Annotated in this window: 18 protein-coding genes and 1 pseudogene; 9 read left to right on the top strand and 10 right to left on the bottom strand. The window is 60.7% G+C overall.

Annotated features, from left to right (window positions below; all coding sequences use genetic code 11):
- Positions 1 to 2,166 (bottom strand): annotated as a pseudogene (locus WA943_RS15830) (hypothetical protein); the annotation flags it as partial.
- Positions 2,167 to 2,425: 259 nt separating this feature from the next.
- Between WA943_RS15830 and WA943_RS15835 the strand changes: the two are divergent.
- A complete protein-coding gene (locus tag WA943_RS15835; protein WP_424470863.1) occupies positions 2,426 to 2,791 on the top strand; it encodes an Hpt domain-containing protein in 366 nt (121 codons plus the stop codon).
- A gap of 83 nt (positions 2,792 to 2,874) precedes the next feature.
- On the opposite strand, the gene WA943_RS15840 is transcribed toward WA943_RS15835, so the two are convergent.
- Both WA943_RS15840 and WA943_RS15845 read right to left on the bottom strand, forming a co-directional pair.
- A complete protein-coding gene (locus tag WA943_RS15840) occupies positions 2,875 to 4,692 on the bottom strand; it encodes a chloride channel protein (RefSeq protein ID WP_424470864.1) in 1,818 nt (605 codons plus the stop codon).
- Positions 4,689 to 5,801 (bottom strand): NAD(P)/FAD-dependent oxidoreductase, encoded by a 1,113-nt coding sequence (locus WA943_RS15845; protein ID WP_424470880.1) that lies wholly within the window; start codon positions 5,799 to 5,801, stop codon positions 4,689 to 4,691. Before WA943_RS15845 ends, WA943_RS15840 begins: the two co-directional genes overlap by 4 nt.
- A gap of 167 nt (positions 5,802 to 5,968) precedes the next feature.
- On the opposite strand from WA943_RS15845, the gene WA943_RS15850 reads away from it, so the two are divergent.
- Positions 5,969 to 6,379: a DUF2177 family protein gene (locus WA943_RS15850; protein ID WP_424470865.1), complete on the top strand. Its 411-nt coding sequence runs from the start codon at positions 5,969 to 5,971 to the stop codon at positions 6,377 to 6,379.
- A gap of 12 nt (positions 6,380 to 6,391) precedes the next feature.
- Here WA943_RS15850 and WA943_RS15855 read toward each other — a convergent pair whose 3' ends face one another.
- Both WA943_RS15855 and WA943_RS15860 read right to left on the bottom strand, forming a co-directional pair.
- Positions 6,392 to 6,802, bottom strand: a complete 411-nt coding sequence (locus tag WA943_RS15855; protein ID WP_424470866.1) for a hypothetical protein — start codon at positions 6,800 to 6,802, stop codon at positions 6,392 to 6,394.
- Positions 6,803 to 6,873: 71 nt separating this feature from the next.
- Complete coding sequence (locus WA943_RS15860; protein WP_424470867.1) at positions 6,874 to 7,473, bottom strand: hypothetical protein; 600 nt, start codon at positions 7,471 to 7,473, stop codon at positions 6,874 to 6,876.
- Between WA943_RS15860 and WA943_RS15865 the strand changes: the two genes are divergently transcribed.
- On the top strand, positions 7,465 to 7,887 hold the full coding sequence (locus tag WA943_RS15865) for an RcnB family protein (RefSeq protein ID WP_424470868.1): 423 nt from the start codon (positions 7,465 to 7,467) through the stop codon (positions 7,885 to 7,887). The two genes, WA943_RS15860 and WA943_RS15865, sit on opposite strands and share 9 nt — an antisense overlap.
- Positions 7,888 to 7,914: 27 nt before the next feature.
- Here WA943_RS15865 and WA943_RS15870 read toward each other — a convergent pair whose 3' ends face one another.
- Complete coding sequence (locus WA943_RS15870; RefSeq protein WP_424470869.1) at positions 7,915 to 8,280, bottom strand: hypothetical protein; 366 nt, start codon at positions 8,278 to 8,280, stop codon at positions 7,915 to 7,917.
- A gap of 574 nt (positions 8,281 to 8,854) precedes the next feature.
- Entirely contained in the window at positions 8,855 to 10,129 is a 1,275-nt protein-coding gene (locus WA943_RS15875) for a hypothetical protein (RefSeq protein WP_424470870.1), read from the bottom strand.
- Positions 10,130 to 10,400: 271 nt separating this feature from the next.
- Here WA943_RS15875 and WA943_RS15880 point away from each other — a divergent pair, with 271 nt between their 5' ends.
- Positions 10,401 to 10,652, top strand: coding sequence for a hypothetical protein (locus tag WA943_RS15880; protein ID WP_424470871.1), 252 nt, complete (start codon positions 10,401 to 10,403; stop codon positions 10,650 to 10,652).
- Between the two features lie 169 nt (positions 10,653 to 10,821).
- Here the strand turns inward: WA943_RS15880 and WA943_RS15885 are convergent, their stop codons facing one another.
- Positions 10,822 to 12,348, bottom strand: a complete 1,527-nt coding sequence (locus tag WA943_RS15885) for an alkaline phosphatase family protein (protein WP_424470872.1) — start codon at positions 12,346 to 12,348, stop codon at positions 10,822 to 10,824.
- 249 nt (positions 12,349 to 12,597) lie between these two features.
- Here WA943_RS15885 and WA943_RS15890 point away from each other — a divergent pair, with 249 nt between their 5' ends.
- Entirely contained in the window at positions 12,598 to 12,918 is a 321-nt protein-coding gene (locus WA943_RS15890; protein WP_424470873.1) for a 2Fe-2S iron-sulfur cluster-binding protein, read from the top strand.
- 73 nt (positions 12,919 to 12,991) lie between these two features.
- Here the strand turns inward: WA943_RS15890 and WA943_RS15895 are convergent, their stop codons facing one another.
- Positions 12,992 to 13,288, bottom strand: coding sequence for a chorismate mutase (locus tag WA943_RS15895; RefSeq protein ID WP_424470874.1), 297 nt, complete (start codon positions 13,286 to 13,288; stop codon positions 12,992 to 12,994).
- A 228-nt stretch (positions 13,289 to 13,516) separates the two neighbouring features.
- Here WA943_RS15895 and WA943_RS15900 point away from each other — a divergent pair, with 228 nt between their 5' ends.
- The 3 genes from WA943_RS15900 to WA943_RS15910 all read left to right on the top strand — a co-directional run bounded on the left by WA943_RS15900 (position 13,517) and on the right by WA943_RS15910 (position 15,367).
- Positions 13,517 to 14,548 carry an NAD(P)/FAD-dependent oxidoreductase gene (locus tag WA943_RS15900; RefSeq protein ID WP_424470875.1) on the top strand — a complete coding sequence of 344 codons (1,032 nt, stop codon included), beginning with the start codon at positions 13,517 to 13,519 and terminating at the stop codon, positions 14,546 to 14,548.
- A 27-nt stretch (positions 14,549 to 14,575) separates the two neighbouring features.
- Positions 14,576 to 14,899, top strand: a complete 324-nt coding sequence (locus WA943_RS15905; protein ID WP_424470876.1) for a 2Fe-2S iron-sulfur cluster-binding protein — start codon at positions 14,576 to 14,578, stop codon at positions 14,897 to 14,899.
- A gap of 75 nt (positions 14,900 to 14,974) precedes the next feature.
- Positions 14,975 to 15,367 carry a DUF3574 domain-containing protein gene (locus tag WA943_RS15910; RefSeq protein ID WP_424470877.1) on the top strand — a complete coding sequence of 131 codons (393 nt, stop codon included), beginning with the start codon at positions 14,975 to 14,977 and terminating at the stop codon, positions 15,365 to 15,367.
- A 12-nt stretch (positions 15,368 to 15,379) separates the two neighbouring features.
- On the opposite strand, the gene WA943_RS15915 is transcribed toward WA943_RS15910, so the two are convergent.
- The gene (locus WA943_RS15915) at positions 15,380 to 15,808 is read right to left on the bottom strand and encodes a carboxymuconolactone decarboxylase family protein (RefSeq protein WP_424470878.1); all 429 of its coding nucleotides are present in this window, start codon (positions 15,806 to 15,808) and stop codon (positions 15,380 to 15,382) included.
- Positions 15,809 to 15,917: 109 nt separating this feature from the next.
- Here WA943_RS15915 and WA943_RS15920 point away from each other — a divergent pair, with 109 nt between their 5' ends.
- Positions 15,918 to 16,775 carry a hypothetical protein gene (locus WA943_RS15920; RefSeq protein WP_424470879.1) on the top strand — a complete coding sequence of 286 codons (858 nt, stop codon included), beginning with the start codon at positions 15,918 to 15,920 and terminating at the stop codon, positions 16,773 to 16,775.
- Positions 16,776 to 16,875: the final 100 nt, after the last annotated feature.

Genomic DNA, 16,875 nt, shown 5'->3' on the forward strand with positions numbered 1-16,875 from the left:
CCCGCTCGCCTGCGCCAGCATCAGATAGACCTTGCCCGTATCCGATGTGAGATAAGTCTCCACCAGAATATTGTCGCGGTCGCGCGTCGAGGCGGATGCCAGAAGCCGCTCGAAGAGATCGATGAACCTGTCGACATGCTCGCGGAATTCCGACTCGCCGCGATATTTGAGCGCGATGCGGTCATAAAGCTGACGGCCTGAAATATTGTAGAGGCGGCGCGTGAAGACATTGCGCTCGCCCGACTGATAGCGCTGCCACAGATCGGGCGGCGGGCTTTGCTCAAGCGCGCGGTCGAGGTCGATCGCCAATGCCTGCAGCGTCTCGATCACCTGTAGCGAGGAGCGGTGAAACTCGCTATCGGCATCCGGCGCGGGCTGCTGCTGCGCATCGGCGCGATGGGGGGTGCGGCCAGCAGCAGCGAGCAGATCGGAAATGCCCCAGCGACGCGCAGGTGCGGCCTCCGCAACAGGCTCATGCCTTTGCGGCTCAACGCGCGGCTCGGGCCGCGGCGGCGGTGCGGCAATCGGCATTGCGTTTGCGGCCTGTGCATTTGAGGGCGTGCGATCCAGCACGCGGGCGTGGCGCACCACAATGTCGGCAATGGCTGCGAGCGCCGCCACCTGTTCCTGCAACACATGCGTCAGCGATGCCGCGCTTTCCGCCGCTTCGCCGGGCAGGCGCGAGATGCGCCGCTCAAGCTCGCCCGCCGCATCGTGAAGCGCATTGCCCGCTTCGCGCGCCGTGCCGCCAAGGCGGATCATCGCCGCATTGAAGCGTTCCGCTGCCACATCGTTTTCCGATACCGCGTGGGTGATGAGGCCGCGCAATTCCTGCGAGCGCGTCGAAACATCAGTGGTCAATATGGATGTCGCCCGCGTCACTTCGGCGGTCATCGCGTTTGTCGCGATCCGCAGATCGTCGGTCGTCGTCGCTATGGCTTCCGTTGCCGCGCGCGTCACGTCCTCGCTCAAGGCGCTGGTTGCGGCGCGCAACTCATCGACGGTCGCGCCGATGGCCCGCGTTGCCGCACCCGCTGAACGGCTGATCGATCCCGATGCGTCGCTCACTTCCGCCACTGCGCGGGCCACTTCGCCGGAAATTTCGTCGCGCACGGTAGCCGCTCGCGCTGCCGCCGTTTCGAATGTCGCGTTGAGCGTCGTCGTCAGGGTTTCAACGGCGTTTGAAATTTCCTTCGTGCGCTCGGTCATCGTCGTGTCGGCAACGGCGAGCTGGTCGCGATGCGTCTCGAACACGGCTTCCAGTCTCTCGCGCTCGCCTTCCAGCCGGTTCGCGGCATCGGCAAGGATCTGGCGTTGCGTCTCATAGCGTGTCGTCAGCACATCGGCCTTGCCGAGCGCATTGGCGGCGACGACTTCAAGCCGCGATGCCTGCCGATCGAGCGCCGAGGCGGTGGCGTCCGCGCCTGCGCGCGCCGCCTCGCTGACGCGGGCAAGCGTTTCCGTTTCGGCAACGACGCGCGAGCCTGCCGCCTGCAGCGTCCCTTGCGCCTCGCCGACCAGCCCGCGCACGGCGTCCACCTGCTCGCGGAAGCCGCGTGAAATCCTGTCGCTTTCCTGTCCCAGCATGCGGCCCATCTCGCCAAGGCTTTCATGCTGGCGGGCGAGCAGTTCTTCCATGCGTGCAGTGCGCGTTTCGGCGCGCGTCGTGCCGTTGTCGATTGCCGCGAGTTCTTCGGCGAGCAAGGTCTTCAGCCGCGTCGTTTCTGCCAGCGCGTCGGCAAGGCCCGCCTTCATCGTGTCGATCTCGCCGCGCACGGCATTGGCAATCGTTGCGATTTCATCGGTGGCGGCATCCGCCGGATCGGTGAGGCGGACGGCTGTGCGGGCCAGCGCTTCCGCCATGAGATGCATTTCCTGTCCGCGCCAGATCGTATAGGCGGCAAGCCAGATCAGGAAAACGGGAAGCATCGCCGTCGCGCCGATGACGCCAAGCTCGTTCGGCGACAGGCGTTCAATGCCGGACAATCCGTAAAAGCCCCAGACATAGGCGGCCATTATGGCGAGGCAGAAAAGGCTCGCGGCGAGTGCGATTGCGGGAATGCGTTTCGAGGGCCGTCTTGCGATCAGGCGGTAGAGCGCGCCTGCCGTGGGCGAGTCCTCGTTTGCTGCTTTCACCGGCGCTTCGGCCACAGGTTCGGACGCCAAGCTTGCCCCGCTTGTGCCAGGTGCCAATTCCAGATTCGCCATGATGTATTTCCCCGCATTGCCGCTGGATTCGAGGGTGTCGGATGGGGCCCCTCGCGTCAACCAAGAGAGCGTCATTGTGTGACCTGTTGTGGCACAGGGGACCACGATTAACGATATGTTGAACATAAACAGGCGCACACGCCGCGCCTCGTTAACGCTTCGGTACATTTCGAGCGACTAAGGTTTGTCTCTGCCGGAAGGGCAGAGGGAGACGGCAATGACATCAATGAGCGCAAAAGCGGCTGGCGAATTTCGGGCTGACAGGCCTCTCGATCTCGTCCATCTGTCGAAATACACGCTGGGAAATCGCAGCCTCGAAAGCGAACTTCTCGGCCTCTTTCGCGCGCAGGCGGGCATCTATGTCACGCGCCTCGAAACGGCGGCGACCACGAAAGAGTGGCAAGACGCCGCCCATAGTCTCAAAGGTTCATCGCGCGGCCTCGGCGCCTGGGTGCTCGGCGACATCGCCGAAGAAGCCGAGCGTCTCGATCACGCCGACATGGCGGCCCGCGCCGTCGCCGTCGAGCGCCTCCGCGCCGCCATCCTCGACGTGAACCTCTTCATCGACGAGTTGATGGCGTAGGGCAGGTTCTCCCACCTCACCACGTCATCCCCGGACGACGTTCTACTTTTTGGCGAACGCTCCACTCAATCCGCGAACCACAATCACGCCTTCGTCGGCCCCAGCGGAAACGGCCCCGTCTGGCCCAGCTCGCTGCTGCGTTGCCGCTCAAGCTCCTGCGTGTAGCGGCGCAGCGCATAGGCTTCCGTGAGATAGCCGATCACGACGCGGGTTTCCGGTCCGTCGAGCACCGGCAGGGCTTCCATTTCGGTCGTTTCGAAACGCGAAAGTGCGACGCGGAGGTTTTCCTTCGGCAGCAGGAACGCGCCATCGGGTTGCATCATGTCGCCGGCGACCAGCGTCGCTGCCGCATCGGTCAGATCCGGGTCGTGCACGGAAGCCATGTTGACGATGCCGCGATAGCGTTGCTCCTCGCCGACCACGAAGACGCGCTTTGCGCCACCAAGCGGCGCGATCTTGCGCAGTTTCATCAGCGGCAGATTGGCGGGCACGATCACGGGGTCGGAGCGCATGGCGCGGCCGACGGTGAGGTCCGCGATCCAGCCCACATCATGCGCGCCGGTAATCGGCAGCCCGCGCAGATGGAAGCGCCAGGTCGAGAAGGAGTAGCCGAAGGTCAGCCGCATGATGGTCGATGCGGTGACCACCGCGACCAGCACGCCCATGGTGATGGGAAAATTGCCGGTGCCTTCCAGCACCAGCAGCACCATGGTAATCGGCGCGCCGATGATCGCCGCACCGACAGCGCCCATGCCGACAAGCATGAAGGCCACCTGATGCTGGCTGAGATCGGGCGCAATGAGGCTCATCGCCGAGATAACGAGCGCGCCGAGCAGGACGCCGAGAAAGAGCGATGACGAGAACATGCCGCCGCGCAGCCCCGAGCCGAGCGAAATGGCGGATGCGAGCAGCTTGCCGAAAAGCAGTAGCGTCACCAGCGTGAAGGTGCGGTCATGTTCCAGCGCATATTGGATCGCGCCATGGCCGGAGCCGAGCACTTGCGGCGAGCCGAGCGCGAGAAGGCTCAGCGCCGCGCCGCCGATCGCCGGTCGTATCCACATGGGCAGATCGCGCAATGCGCGCTCGACCCATGTGACCGCGCGCATGGTCAGGATCGAAAAGCCCGCCGCCGCAATGCCGACGATGACGAAGAGCACATAGAGAAACGGCGTGATGCGGAATTCGGCATCGACCGCGAAAAGCGGCGCGTCGCTGCCGAGTATCTGCACGATGAGCGTGCCGGAAAGCGCCGCGATGGCCACGGGCGCAAGCGCGCGCGGCGCGTAGCTGCCAAGCACCAGTTCAAAGCCGTAGAAGGCGCCTGCGAGCGGCGCATTGAAGGCAGCGGCAATCGCCGCCGCCGTGCCCGCCGTCACATAGATGCGCGCATCGTCGCGGCGCAGGCGGAAATATTGCGCGACGGAGGAGAAGATCGCGGCGCCGAATTGCGTATAGCCCGCTTCCATGCCGACCGATGCGCCAGCCGAGTTGGACAGCATGGTGGCAATGGTCAGGCGGATCGAATCCAGCATCGACATGCGCCCGCCAAACAGCGCATTGGCTTCCACAGGGTCGGTGATGTCGGCGGAGCGGCGCTTGCGTATCTGCCAGGCGAGTATGCCGAAGGTCAGGCCGACACAGGCGGGCACAAGCACGAGGCGCATGGTGTCGATATGCGTTTGCGCGCTGAGATAGCTTCCGGGCGCGAGGCCGAATGCAAGCTCGTGTAGCGTATAGACCGTTTCACGCAGCAGGAAGACCGCGACGCCGACGACCATCCCCAGCGGTGCGCAAAGCAGGATGATGCTGCCTTCCGAACTTCTGAGCGATCGATGCAGAAGCGCGAGGCGGATCGAGGCCATGCGCCAGGCGATTTGCAGGCGGGATTTCGTTCTGTTCATGCGCCACCATCGAGACGTGCAACGACATCGGCGGCGATGGCGAGCGACGAAGTAAGGCCGGGACTTTCGATGCCGAAGAGATTGACGAGACCGGCAAGCCCATGCGCCTGCGGCCCTGAAATCACGAAATCGGCGACAGGCTCGTCCGGCCCGTGAATTTTCGGGCGTATGCCCGCATAGGCAGGTGTCAGCGCGCCATCCTTGAAGCCCGGCCAGTAGCGACGGATGGCTGCGTAAAATGCATCGCCGCGTTTCGGATCGACGCGATAGTCGAGATCGTCGCCCTGTGGCGTGATCCATTCGACATCGGGGCCGAAGCGCGCCTGTCCACCCATATCGAGCGTCAGGTGCACGCCGAGGCCCGCCTTTTCCGGCACGGGATAGATGAGCCGCGTGAAAGGCGCGCCGCCCGCATGGGAGAAATAATTTCCCTTGGCGAAATATTCGTTCGGCACATGCTCGCGCCCGAGCCCGTCTATGCGTCGCGCAAGGGCAGGGGCGGAGAGGCCCGCGCTGTTTATCAGCATACGGCATTTAAGCCGCATCTCGCCCACATGCAGCAGAAATCCGCCGGGCACCGTTTCCGCGCTGTCGAGCGCCGCGCCGAAGGCGATTGCGCCGCCGTGATCCTCAAGGTCGCCGCGCAGCGCCAGCATATAGGCATGGGCATCGAGAATGCCGGTCGATGGAGAGAGAAGCGCGCCATGCACGCTCAGCGCCGGTTCGGCATGCATGGCCTGCGCGGCCGTCAGCTCGTGGAGATCGTCAACGCCATTTGCCCGCGCCCGCGCCGCGATGCCCGCAAGCTCGCCGACCTGGCGCTCATCGGTCGCCACGATGAATTTTCCGCAATGCATATGCGGCACATTATGCGCCTGCATATAGTCGTGCAGCCTGTGCCGCCCCTCGACGCAAAGCCGCGCGCGCAGCGATCCGGCGGGGTAGTAGATGCCTGCGTGAATGACCTCGCTATTGCGCGAGGAGGTTTCAAGGCCGATCGCCTCATGCCGTTCCAGCACCACGACTTCGCGCCCGCGCATCGCCAGCGCCCGGGCGCAAGCAAGCCCGACCGCGCCCGCGCCGACCACCACGCATTCGACCTCGTCGATGTCGCTCATGCCGTTCCCTTGAGCCGTCTCATAGAGGATGTGCCGGTTTCGGCGGGGCTTGGCAAGTGGCAAGGGAGCATCCTCACGAGACTGAATGGCGGCGATTGATCCTCCGCCTGCATCCGCGCGTATGAAGCTTGACCGCCTCAATCCCGGAAGTGTCGCCCATGCTCAGATACGCCATCGCTTATATTTCGACGGCCCTCATTTTTGTCGTCATGGATGCCATCTGGCTGACATTGATGGGCGGCTGGTATCGCCGCGAGCTTGGCGCGCTGATGGCGCCGGATTTTCGTCTGGCACCTGCCGTCATTTTCTATCTGCTCTATCTCGCGGGCATTGTTGTTTTTGCTGTTGCGCCTGCGCTGGCAGATGACCGCATCGCCACGGCGCTTCTCTATGGCGCGCTGTTTGGCTTCTTTGCCTATGCGACCTACGATCTCACCAATCAGGCGACGCTCGCGCATTGGTCGCTCAAGCTGACGCTCGTCGATCTCGTCTGGGGCACGGTGCTGACAGGCACGTCGGCCGCATTCGGCACGCTGCTTGCCCGCAACGTGCTGACGCGGCTGCAATAAAGGGGAAGGCGCTCAGCGGCCCTTGACGATCTCGACCGTCTGCATCACCGGCTTTCCGTCCGTACCCTGAACTTGTGTCTGCCACTTGTCGCCGACCTTGTCGCCTTTCAGCAGCGCGCAGCTTTCCGGCGCGTCCTTGCCGCCCGGTCCGCCTTCCGGTTTCACGCAAAGCTTTTCGCCCACGAGCCGCCAGGTGCCCTTGGCTTCAAAGGAGGTCGGCGATCCGGCAGGCGTCAGCTCGCCGGTAAAGGTATGGTCCTTGTTGTAATAGATTTTCAGCACCGTGCCGTCGGGTCGTGTGCCCAGCATGGTGTTGCCAAAACGCGCTTCCATGTTCGCCGCCATTGCGGGCAAGGCCACCGCCATCGACGCCGCCGCCAGAACCATCACCGCCGCCGCACGCGCAAAACTCATCTTCTGCATCGCATTCCCCTGAAACAATATGGCGGAAAGCCTAGCATGGCGGCGCGGAACTATTCCCGGCAATTCGGCGTTTAACAACGGTACGAGACGCTGGCGCCTTTCCGCCGCACCCGTCTGCATACCTTGGTGGAAAGGGAATGCGGCGGCGGCAAAGGCGCAGGCTTTGCGTGTTTTCTGCGGATGTCCCTATCGAGGCCCATGCTGCTCTCACAGGAGATTCTGCGATGAAACGGTTCGTCATTCCTGCTCTCTCCATTCTGCTTCTGGCCGGGGTTCCCGCCCATGCCGCGCCCGGCGACGGACCGCCAGGCCAGGACGAGAATGCCAATAAGGAAAAACAGCAACGGCAGGAGCGGCCGCAATCGCGTCCCCCGGCTGCCGCCCAGCGTCAGGGCGGTCAACGCGCAGCGCCGGTCCATCCGCAGCGCGGTCAGCCGGCGCTTGAGCAAAGGCGCGGCTATGCGCATCAGCCCCAGCCGGCGCAGCCCGCCCAGCGTCAGCAGGTGCGGCCTGCCGAGCGTCAGCCGGTCCAGCAGGCGCCCGCCATGCAGCGTCAGGAAAATCAACGCCAGATCGACCAGCGCCAGAACAGGCAGGGTCAGGGCGACCAGCCTCAGTTTGACCAGCGCCGAAACCAGGGCGAGAGCGGGCAGCGCGAGCGTGTGCCGCAAAATCCTCCCGCCGCTCAACGTCAGGCGCAGCCCCGCGACCACAGGCAGGGCAATGTACGCACCGAGCGTTACGCCGGGCCGCGCGACTACACGCCGGGCCAGCGCCCACGTAATCTCGACAATCGTCCGCGCCAGTTCGATGCGCGCGACTATCGGCACAATTATCAGGCCGAGCAGCGTTATCACTGGCGTCCCTATGAGCGCCCGCGCGGCTGGTATCAACGCCGCTGGGTCTATGGCGAAGTCCTGCCGCAGTTTTTCTGGGCGCCCAATTACTTGATTTCGGATTTCTGGATGTTCGGCCTCGCCATCCCGCCCTATGGCTATGAATGGGTGCGCTATGGCGACGATGCGCTGCTGGTCAGCACCTATAACGGCCAGATCCTGCAGGTCGTTTACGGCGTGTTTTACTGAGCCAATTGCGGGGCGGAACGGCCAGCCTTATTGGCGGTTCCGCCTGCGCGCCGTGATCCAGAAGACGAAGTGCATGAAAATGCCGAGCGGCATGACCATGTTGATCGTCGCGATCAGCAGCGGATCGTGAACCGGCGGCGCAATCAGCAAGGCGCTCCACACCACGGCGATCAGCGCCATCGAGGAAAGAGCGAGCTTCTCGCTCGGTTCGCGAAAGTCCAGATGGTCCGACGACAACATCCCGCGAAACGTCACCGCCGCCGCCCAAGCACCCATGATCGCAAAAGCGACCAGCGCAAAGACAAAGGCGTCCATGCCCTCGTGCATATAGACATAGAGCAGGATCGGACAGACCCACAGGGCCGCAAGCAGCCAGACCAGCGCCTTGTTCATTCGAGTCTTCCTCCCAGATTCCTCGCGCTTATTGTCGCGGGCGGGCGTTGGTCCGTCAACGCAATATGTGTCGTGTTGTCGCGGTTTGTACGGGGAGGGGCGCGCTCCATTGATGCCGCTTTTTCACGCAGCGGTTCCATGCATGGTGGACTACAGAGGAAGGAGAGCAGCTTTCTCTTGCCCTCTCCCCTCCGGGGAGAGGGAAGGGTGAGGGGCTTTCGTCTCAAGAAGTGCTTCCAGACACATTCGCCATGGCTGGGAAATCATGCTCCTCGTAGCCATGCGATCACATCCGTCATGGCCGGGCTTGACCCGGCTATCCACGTCTTGCTTTCGGCGCGGCATACCGACGAAACTTCGGGCGTAACCTCACCATCTATCTTTCTCGCTCCTATCTTTTTACAAGTTGGTCAGGCGAGATGATCTTGATTCACGAAGATTAGCGTGGGGCGCATCTTTCGATTTTCATCGAGGCAGATCTATTAGCGCTATTGTCCACGACAAAGCTTTTGAAATCGTGCGAAGCGAGGTGTGAGTTACTTTTTCCATCATCTAAATTTATTCAATCCGAGCATCATTTATAGTTCGGCGCCGTGAATGGCGCGACCGCGGCATCGGGGCCGGATAGCTTAAAGACGAGCCAGTCGTCGTCTTGGTCGGTCATTCGTTCTATCGATACGGCGTCGATCAATAGCGATTTCCTTGAGGCAGATTCAAATGGATTTAACATCCCGTTGTTGGCGGGTGAGTTCGTAAAGCTGTGCAATTCCGAAAATTTTTCTGGGCTCATTCTTCCGGCAAGAAGATCCAATATCGCTCGGGAAGATATTTTTATGATCTCGGTCGTTTGGGTGCTGCTCATTTGGTACCCTCCCAATAATGAAGCGCCAGTCCTATGGGTTCCATTCTGTATGAGATGTGACGCATTAAATGCATCGTTCACGGGCGTGGGAAGTAGCTGAGGGATGCCCAATAGAACTCCTGCGATTTCATCTGAGAGCGGGACTTTGGCTCGCGGGTTTCTGATTAACTTTACGTTTGTTTTTAAGGGTTCGGGATGGCCGAATGAGCCCGCTGAATGACTTACCCAAAGCGTCAAGACAAATGAGATTGACGTATTGTTACGAAGGAATGCCTCAATAATTTGTCGGTCAGAGAAGTTGCTTCCTCCCTGCAAGTTGTTCTTGAATAGTGCGCAATTGGCATCGCATAAAATAATTCCTCTGCATCCATCGAATTTAGTCTCTCGAAGTTGGCCTGCCTTTTCTTTCAGCGATGTAAAAATCGGATTTCTCGTAAGGGAATATGCCGTTTTGTAGGACGGATGACTTCCACTCGTGTAAGTGCCCGACGGATTATGGCCGATGGAAATGCGATTTGGACCGTCGTTGATGTGCAGCGTTGCGCTCTCGGCTGCATTAGATTTGATTGTTCTCAGAAACGGGAGAATGTGCTTCTTAAATAAATCGGGAATTTGTGGCGCTGACGGCAAAGCTAACTTTACCTTGCGATCTTTATATTTTTTGCCTTCTGGTCCTCCCTCAATTCGATAGCTAAAGCTCCCATCTATTTTTAGTTTTGCTGCGCTCTGCCGAAGGAGAGTTGCAAATATTTCTGCAGGGTTTTCTTTTTCGAGACCTCTATCAGAGACGCCGGTAACGTCCGCGACGAAATCAATTTCCGTGGAGTTGGCGAGAGTGAAGCTGACGTCTGCTCTGCGAGGTCCTCCGAGGTCTTTTTCATATTCGATGAGTCCCCTTTGGCTTAGCGCGTGTAGGATGGCGACTTCCCATTCGAAATTGAGAAGGTCGAGGCCGTCGCCATTGAGTTGAGCAACGAGTTTGCTCAATGCCTCGATCGATAAGGCAGAGGAAATGCAATCTATAAAGTGCTGAATTGACCGGCGTGAGAAAATCATTGCATTGCTGAGCCCGTGGAATTTTCTTTACTCAAGCCTCGCGCTCGCCCGCGTCATCGGTCGTGCAACTGCCCACGAAAAATACGTTAGCGTTTGTTTGCCGTAGCTGGTTTGGCACGAGCTTATTCCGAGTATGGTACTTCTGCTGTTTTGATTCGTGTCTTTAATCTTGTCATTCTGGTTTGCCTTGCGGAAGCAAGACATGGGCGGCTGGGTCAAGCTCGGCCATGACGGAATTGGGGGGTGGAATATGAAATGGGGCGTACGCAAACCAAGTTTAAAAAAGAGTTTTGCCGCGCGAATTTCGGCCAAGCGGTACATTCGACATTCTCTCGGCATCAAAGCGCCGAAGGGATATGGCTGGCTGAGCAATCCCAAAAAGGCGGCCTACAACCGCGTCTACAATCGAACATCGGTCAGCTTCTGGAGCCTGCTTGCTAAGCTTCTGAAGTGATATTGATGCCGCAGTTTAAGAGGGCGACGCCTCCACTCGTCATGCCCATCCCGGACTTGATCCAGGGTCGACCGGGGCATCCAACTTCCTTCCGTTACGCCGCAAAGATGGATCGCCCGATCAAGTCGGGCGATGACGATGAGCGCAGACGGAAGACGTCATCCGTCCCTCAATACCTCGCGCTCGCCCTCGCCACCGGCCCGTCATCCGTCAAGCTGATATGCGTCAGTGTTTGCTCATCGTGGTTCATCCGCCATGAGAGCATTTTCTGGGCGTATTCCAGAACGACGGGCAGGCATTCCGGGTCGTTGGCGCGGTTGGTGAATTCGCCGGGATCGTTTTCGAGGTCGAAGAGCAGCGGCGGAAGTTTGGTGAAGTGGACGTATTTCCATTTCTCGTCGCGGATCACGTTCATCGTGCATTGATGCAGCGTGAGGCCGAGCGCGCGTTCGCTTTCGTCGTCGGCGGGGTCACGGAAGTCGTATTCCCAATGGGCTTCGGTGCGCCAGCTTGCCGGTGCGGCATTGCCTTCGAGGAAGGGGATCAGCGATTTGCCATCGCATTGCACCGGCGTTTCGAGGCCGAGGGCGGTGAGCATGGTCGGCATGATGTCGATATTTTCGGTGAAGCTTTCGACGATGCGGCCGCGGCCCTTATCGGCGCGCTGGCGCGGGTCGCGGATGATGAGCGGGATCTGGTAGGAGGCGTCGAAGTAGCCGCATTTGCCGATCAGCCAGTGGTCGCCCATCTGCTCGCCGTGGTCTGATGTGAAGATGATCAGCGTATTGTCCCAGCGGCCGCTTGCTTTCAGATAGGCGATGAGGCGGCCGATCTCCGCATCGACGCGGCTCATCAATCCGTAATAGACGGCCTTGAGGCGGCGCAGGCGTTTTTCGTTTGCGGTGGCGCGGTAGAGGCGTTTGCCGAGCTGGTCGGCGAGCCAGGGGTGCTGCTTGCCTTCTTCGTCGGGTGTGGTTTTGCGCGAGAAGCCCGGCACGTCGGCCGGATCGTACATGGCGTTCCATGGCTCGGGCGCGACGAAGGGCGGGTGAGGGCGCAACAGCGAGAGATGCGCGACGAAGGGGGCGTTGGCCGCGCCGATATAATCGATCAGGCGATTGACGAGGAAGGCCGTATCATCGTCCGCCTGCGGATAGATGAGTGGCTTGGGATGCGGCGCGCCGTCTTCATAGTCCGGGCCGTCTGCGCGGTGCCCATAGGCGAAGCGGATGTCTTCCGGCGTTTCATAGCCATTGGCCTTCAGATATTCGACCCAGGGCGTCGGCCATGTTCCGAACATGCAGACGGGGCGGATGCCGGGCAGGGGGCCTTCATAGGTGTGGAGCCAGGGGCTGTCGGCATTCATTTCGCGCGGGTCCTGGCTCGTGTCGGTATAGCCGAAGAGGACGGGGTCGTAGCCGGCGCGCGCGACTTCCTTTGCCCAGTTCGTGTGGCGGGCGTCGAGCGGCGTTCCGTTGGTGCCCGAGCGGTGGTTCTGGAGGTACATGCCTGTATGGAGCGAGGCGCGCGACGGGCCGCAGGGGACGGCGTTTGCGTAGTGGCGGCGGAAGAGGGCGCCTTCGCGGGCGAGCTGGTCGAGGTGCGGCGTTTTGACCGACGGGTGTCCGAGGAACGAGAGGCATTCGCCGCGCCACTGGTCGGCGGTGATAAAGAGGATGTTCAGCGGGTCGCTCATGGTGTCGTTCCCCCGGGGATTGTTATGCCTTTGGGCAAGACTATGCGGCGCGCGCGGCGTCCTCGCAACGAGGAGGAGAGGGGGTGGTGCGGCTGTCGCGCGGCTCGATGCGCGGGCTCAATCTCTCGCACGAAAAGCTTGCTTTACCTCGCATGAGGCTCGTGTTACCTCGTGCGGGTCTGGGGCTTGCCTTGTGCGGGGCCCGGTCTATCCAGCAATTTATTCCAGTTCGAGAATCCGGCAGTAGACATGGCGAAGATCACTTTTATCGAGCATGACGGCAAAGAACATACGGTCGCCGTCGAAAACGGCATGACCGTCATGGAAGCCGCGATCAAGAACATGGTTCCGGGCATTGATGCCGATTGTGGCGGCGCCTGCGCCTGCGCGACCTGCCATGTTTACGTGGCGCCGGAATGGACGGAAAAAGTGGGCAAGCCCGAGAGCATGGAAGAAGACATGCTCGATTTCGCGTTCGACGTGCGCGAAAACTCGCGCCTCTCCTGCCAGATCAAGATCACCGACGAGCTCGATGGGCTCCGCGTCGATCTGCCCGAGAAGCAGTTCTGATTTTCAAACTATTCTGGCTGGGGCGAGGGTGCTCCGGCTAGATGATTGGTATTGCAGCGCTTTTCGGCGCGCTTCAGGCTGTTCGCTTCTTCGCGTCGAACACCGTGAACTCGTGATCGATGGATTTTTCGATCAGCATTCGCCATAGCGGCTCCGCCATGGAGCGCGGCAGGCCCTGGGCCTCGCCTTCGCGCACGACTTTCTCCACGACGTCCTCGATGCGGTCTTCGTCGCGCACCGTATTGCGGTCGCCTTTGATGACGCCCGCCTGTTCGATATAGGTCAGTCGCTCGGCCAGCAGTTTCACAAGCGCGCGATCGATCCGGTCGATCTCGCGGCGAACCTCCTGCATCGTGTGACATTTGACCATTTGACGTCTCCGGGCCGGGTATTATTTGCTGCGTTGCCGTAAAATAGGGATTGGATCGCTTTTGTCACCCGGCTAAATCGCCGTGGCGACCATATGACATGGTTATCCTCGCGAAACTCGGCAGTTTTTGCTTGGCGCGAGGGGCTGGGCAACCTATATATGCCCCGCATTTTGTAAAATCGAATAAATTACATTATTCGAAGGTTATTAGATCAGATAGGTATCGACATGGCTGAAGAGACCATCACAACCGACGTTGTCGTTATCGGAGCGGGCCCCGTTGGCCTGTTCGCCGTATTCGAGCTCGGTCTTCTCGATATGAAGGTCCATCTGATCGATATTCTTGATCGCCCCGGTGGTCAGTGCGCCGAGCTTTATCCCGAAAAGCCGATCTATGACATTCCCGGCCTGCCGCTCGTCACGGGGCAGGAGCTGACCGATCGTCTGATGGAGCAGGCGGCGCCGTTCAATCCGCAATTCCATTTCAACGAGATGGTCGAAGAGGTCGAGCGTCAGGCCGATGGCAGCTGGCTCGTGAAGACCGATGGCGGCCTCACCTTCAATTCGAAGGTTATCGTCATTGCAGCCGGCGGCGGCAGCTTCCAGCCCAAGCGCCCGCCCATTCCCGGCATCGAGGAATATGAAGGCAAGTCCGTTTTCTATGCCGTCAAGAAAATGGAAAAATTCCGTGGCAAGAAGATCCTGATCTCCGGCGGCGGCGACAGCGCGCTCGACTGGGTCATCAATCTCCAGCCGCTCGCCGCCTCGATGCAACTCGTGCATCGCCGCGATGGTTTCCGCGCCGCGCCCGCTTCCGTCAACGAGATGCACAGGCTCGTCGGCGAAGACAAGATGAAGTTCCATCTTGGTCAGGTGACGAAGCTGCATGGCAGCAATGGCCAGCTTGAAGGCATCACCATTCAGGGCAACGACAAGGTGGAGTTCGACGTTGAGGCAGACACGTTGCTGCCGTTCTTCGGCCTCACCATGAAGCTCGGTCCTATCGCCAATTGGGGTCTCAATCTTCATGAGAACCTTGTGCCGGTCGATGTCGAGAAGTTCGAGACGAGCACGCCCGGCATCTTCGCGGTGGGCGATATCAACACCTATCCGGGCAAGCTGAAGCTCATTCTGTCGGGCTTCCATGAGGTTGCGTTGATGGCGCAGCAGGCGTTCCGCTATGTGCATCCGGACGCGAAGCTGACGTTCCAGTACACGACCTCGTCGACGAGCCTTCAGAAGAAGCTCGGCGTCTCCTGATAACTTTTCTATCGGTTTGATTGCGTCATGAAGATTGTTCTTGTGGGCAGCGATGGCCGCGAGCATGTGCTCGACGCCATTGAGGGTTGGCGGGTGATGGAAATCATCCGCGATCACGGTTTTCCGATCATTGCCGAATGTGGCGGTGCTTGCGCTTGCGGCACCTGTCAGGTTGAAGTCGATCCGTCATGGACGGCGCGGCTGCACGAGCCGCGCGAAGACGAACTCGACATGCTCGATCAGAATTATGCGGGCGAGTGGTCGCGGCTTTCGTGCCAGCTCATCTTCACGCCCGAAATGAGCGGATTGCGGCTGCGCATTGCGGATGTGGCGCTGGCCGAAGCGGCCTGAGCCGCAAGGCGCCCCCACTTGCATCGAGCGGAGCGCGACGGCACTCTCCATCCAGTTCAAACTGGGGGGCTTGCTTTGCGCCGTTTCGCCGCTTTTTTTCTGATCTCGTTTCTTTTTCTCACGCCAGCATTTGCGGGGCAGGGCGCTGTTCAGACGACGCTCTATTTCGGACTTTCGCTTCCCAAGGGCGGCTCGATCAGTGAGAAACAGTGGCAGGGCTTTCTCGCCGATACTGTGACGCCGCGCTTTCCCGATGGGCTGACCGTCGTTTCGGCCATTGGCCAGTGGCGTAATCCGAAGGTAAGCCCGCCAAAGACCGTTTCCGAGCGCACCAAGGTTGTCATCATCGTGCGGGCGGATACGCCTGCATCGGCGAAGGCGATAACGGAGATCAAGGCGAGCTACCTCAAGCGGTTTCACCAGATCTCCGTTCTCCAGACCGATCAGCCTGTGCGCATCGTCGAATAGCCCGGCCAGGGTTCAGTGTCGGTAGGAGGCAATTCCGATCCTGTTCCATGCATTGATCGCGGCGATGGCAATCGTCAGCGTTGCAATCTCCTCACTCGTGAAATGCCGCCCAAGATCGGCATGCAGCGCCTCGATCTCGGGCTGCGCGGCCTGGCGTGTCAAAGCCTCGGCCCATGCAAGCGCCACCTTCTCGCGTTCGGTGAAGAGCGACGAGATCTGCCAGTGCGTGAGGGCGGAGACGCGTTCTTGCGTATCGCCACCGTCCAGCGCTTCCTTCGTATGCATGTTGATGCAGAAATGGCATTCGTTCATGAGCGATACGCGAACGTCGATGAGATGGCGGAGGGTTTTGTCGAATGTGTCTGTCAGAGTCTGGTGAAGGGCGACAAGATGTGAAAGGGCATGCGAGGCGTCTGCTCTCGCGTCGATCCGCTGCTTCATGATGTATCCTTTGCTGAAAGCCGATTCTGGAAACAAGACGCGACCAGGCTGGTGTTTGTGACAGGCGTCGCGCTATGGACAAGTCAAACGGCTCTTGCGAAAACAGGTCATGCTTGCCACCGACACATGCGTTGAAAAAAGTTTTGAGCTTTGGCCCGGCGTGCTGCGCCTTGTGGCGTCGGGGCCGGATGCCTATGCCGCAATCGATGCCGGCATCGATGCCGCCCGCGAGACGGCGGCGAGCCTGATTGCGGACGCCGAAATTGTCGTGCGCGGCTCCCTCGACATGTTGCCGCGAGGGGTGGCCGCACGCGCCGTGCCCGAAGTTGCGCGCAGTGTCATGGATGCGCTGGGCGCTTCCCGGATGCCGCCGCTTCTCGTCGCCTTGCCCGGCGCGGTCTGCGATGTCGTGCTGACGGCCATGCGCAGCGCGAGCCCGCTCGATATCGGCCTTGTGACGCTTGGCGATACGCTGGCCTTTCACCTCGATGCGGGCGCCGTCATGCCCGCATTGCCGGCCATGCCGCATGTCATCGGCGAGTTCGTCCGCGCGCTTGGAAGCGGGGCTGAGGGCGGCGCGGCGCTTGCCGGTCTTGGGCATTTTTTCCCGACGGCAGGTGTGGCTGACGGCGTCGTGGTGCAGGGCAAGAGTGCGGCCGTCGCCGCTTATCTTGCAGCCTCCATCGCCGACAGCATGACCCTGCCGGCCACGAAGCATCGCCGGACGCGCATCGCCGACCCTCTGGTCGCGCGTGCCTGGGAAGGCCGGGAGATTGCCGATGCGCCTGGGCTCATACCGCCGGAAGAAATATGGGAAGCCTTGTCCAAAGGCATGAAACGGGCCGCCGGTTTGCGAGAAAAGCGCTTGCTCCGCGCCGCCGCTTTCGCACTCAAAGGCCGCGGCCGCACGCTTGGCCCCATCGATGGCGACCGCCTCGTGCGCTTCGGCGTTTCGGAGTGGCGCTAGGCGCGGCTCGTGCCCATAATGGCCTCATCGAGGTACGAGGGGAGGCGCGTCATGGGGCTTTACGAAAAATATGTCGTTCCGCACATCATCAACTGTGCAT

Source organism: Parvibaculum sp., assembly GCF_049651025.1.
Lineage (GTDB): Bacteria > Pseudomonadota > Alphaproteobacteria > Parvibaculales > Parvibaculaceae > Parvibaculum.

Excerpts from the sequence above, each read along its gene's own strand:
- WA943_RS15920 (WP_424470879.1), top strand. The coding sequence starts at position 15,918 with ATGCTTGCCACCGACACATGCGTTGAAAAAAGTTTTGAGCTTTGGCCC.
- WA943_RS15855 (WP_424470866.1), bottom strand. The coding sequence starts at position 6,802 with ATGCAGAAGATGAGTTTTGCGCGTGCGGCGGCGGTGATGGTTCTGGCG.
- WA943_RS15850 (WP_424470865.1), top strand. The coding sequence starts at position 5,969 with ATGCTCAGATACGCCATCGCTTATATTTCGACGGCCCTCATTTTTGTC.
- WA943_RS15880 (WP_424470871.1), top strand. The coding sequence starts at position 10,401 with ATGGGCGGCTGGGTCAAGCTCGGCCATGACGGAATTGGGGGGTGGAAT.
- WA943_RS15840 (WP_424470864.1), bottom strand. The coding sequence starts at position 4,692 with ATGAACAGAACGAAATCCCGCCTGCAAATCGCCTGGCGCATGGCCTCG.
- WA943_RS15895 (WP_424470874.1), bottom strand. The coding sequence starts at position 13,288 with ATGGTCAAATGTCACACGATGCAGGAGGTTCGCCGCGAGATCGACCGG.
- WA943_RS15890 (WP_424470873.1), top strand. The coding sequence starts at position 12,598 with ATGGCGAAGATCACTTTTATCGAGCATGACGGCAAAGAACATACGGTC.
- WA943_RS15900 (WP_424470875.1), top strand. The coding sequence starts at position 13,517 with ATGGCTGAAGAGACCATCACAACCGACGTTGTCGTTATCGGAGCGGGC.
- WA943_RS15915 (WP_424470878.1), bottom strand. The coding sequence starts at position 15,808 with ATGAAGCAGCGGATCGACGCGAGAGCAGACGCCTCGCATGCCCTTTCA.
- WA943_RS15885 (WP_424470872.1), bottom strand. The coding sequence starts at position 12,348 with ATGAGCGACCCGCTGAACATCCTCTTTATCACCGCCGACCAGTGGCGC.
- WA943_RS15835 (WP_424470863.1), top strand. The coding sequence starts at position 2,426 with ATGACATCAATGAGCGCAAAAGCGGCTGGCGAATTTCGGGCTGACAGG.
- WA943_RS15870 (WP_424470869.1), bottom strand. The coding sequence starts at position 8,280 with ATGAACAAGGCGCTGGTCTGGCTGCTTGCGGCCCTGTGGGTCTGTCCG.
- WA943_RS15905 (WP_424470876.1), top strand. The coding sequence starts at position 14,576 with ATGAAGATTGTTCTTGTGGGCAGCGATGGCCGCGAGCATGTGCTCGAC.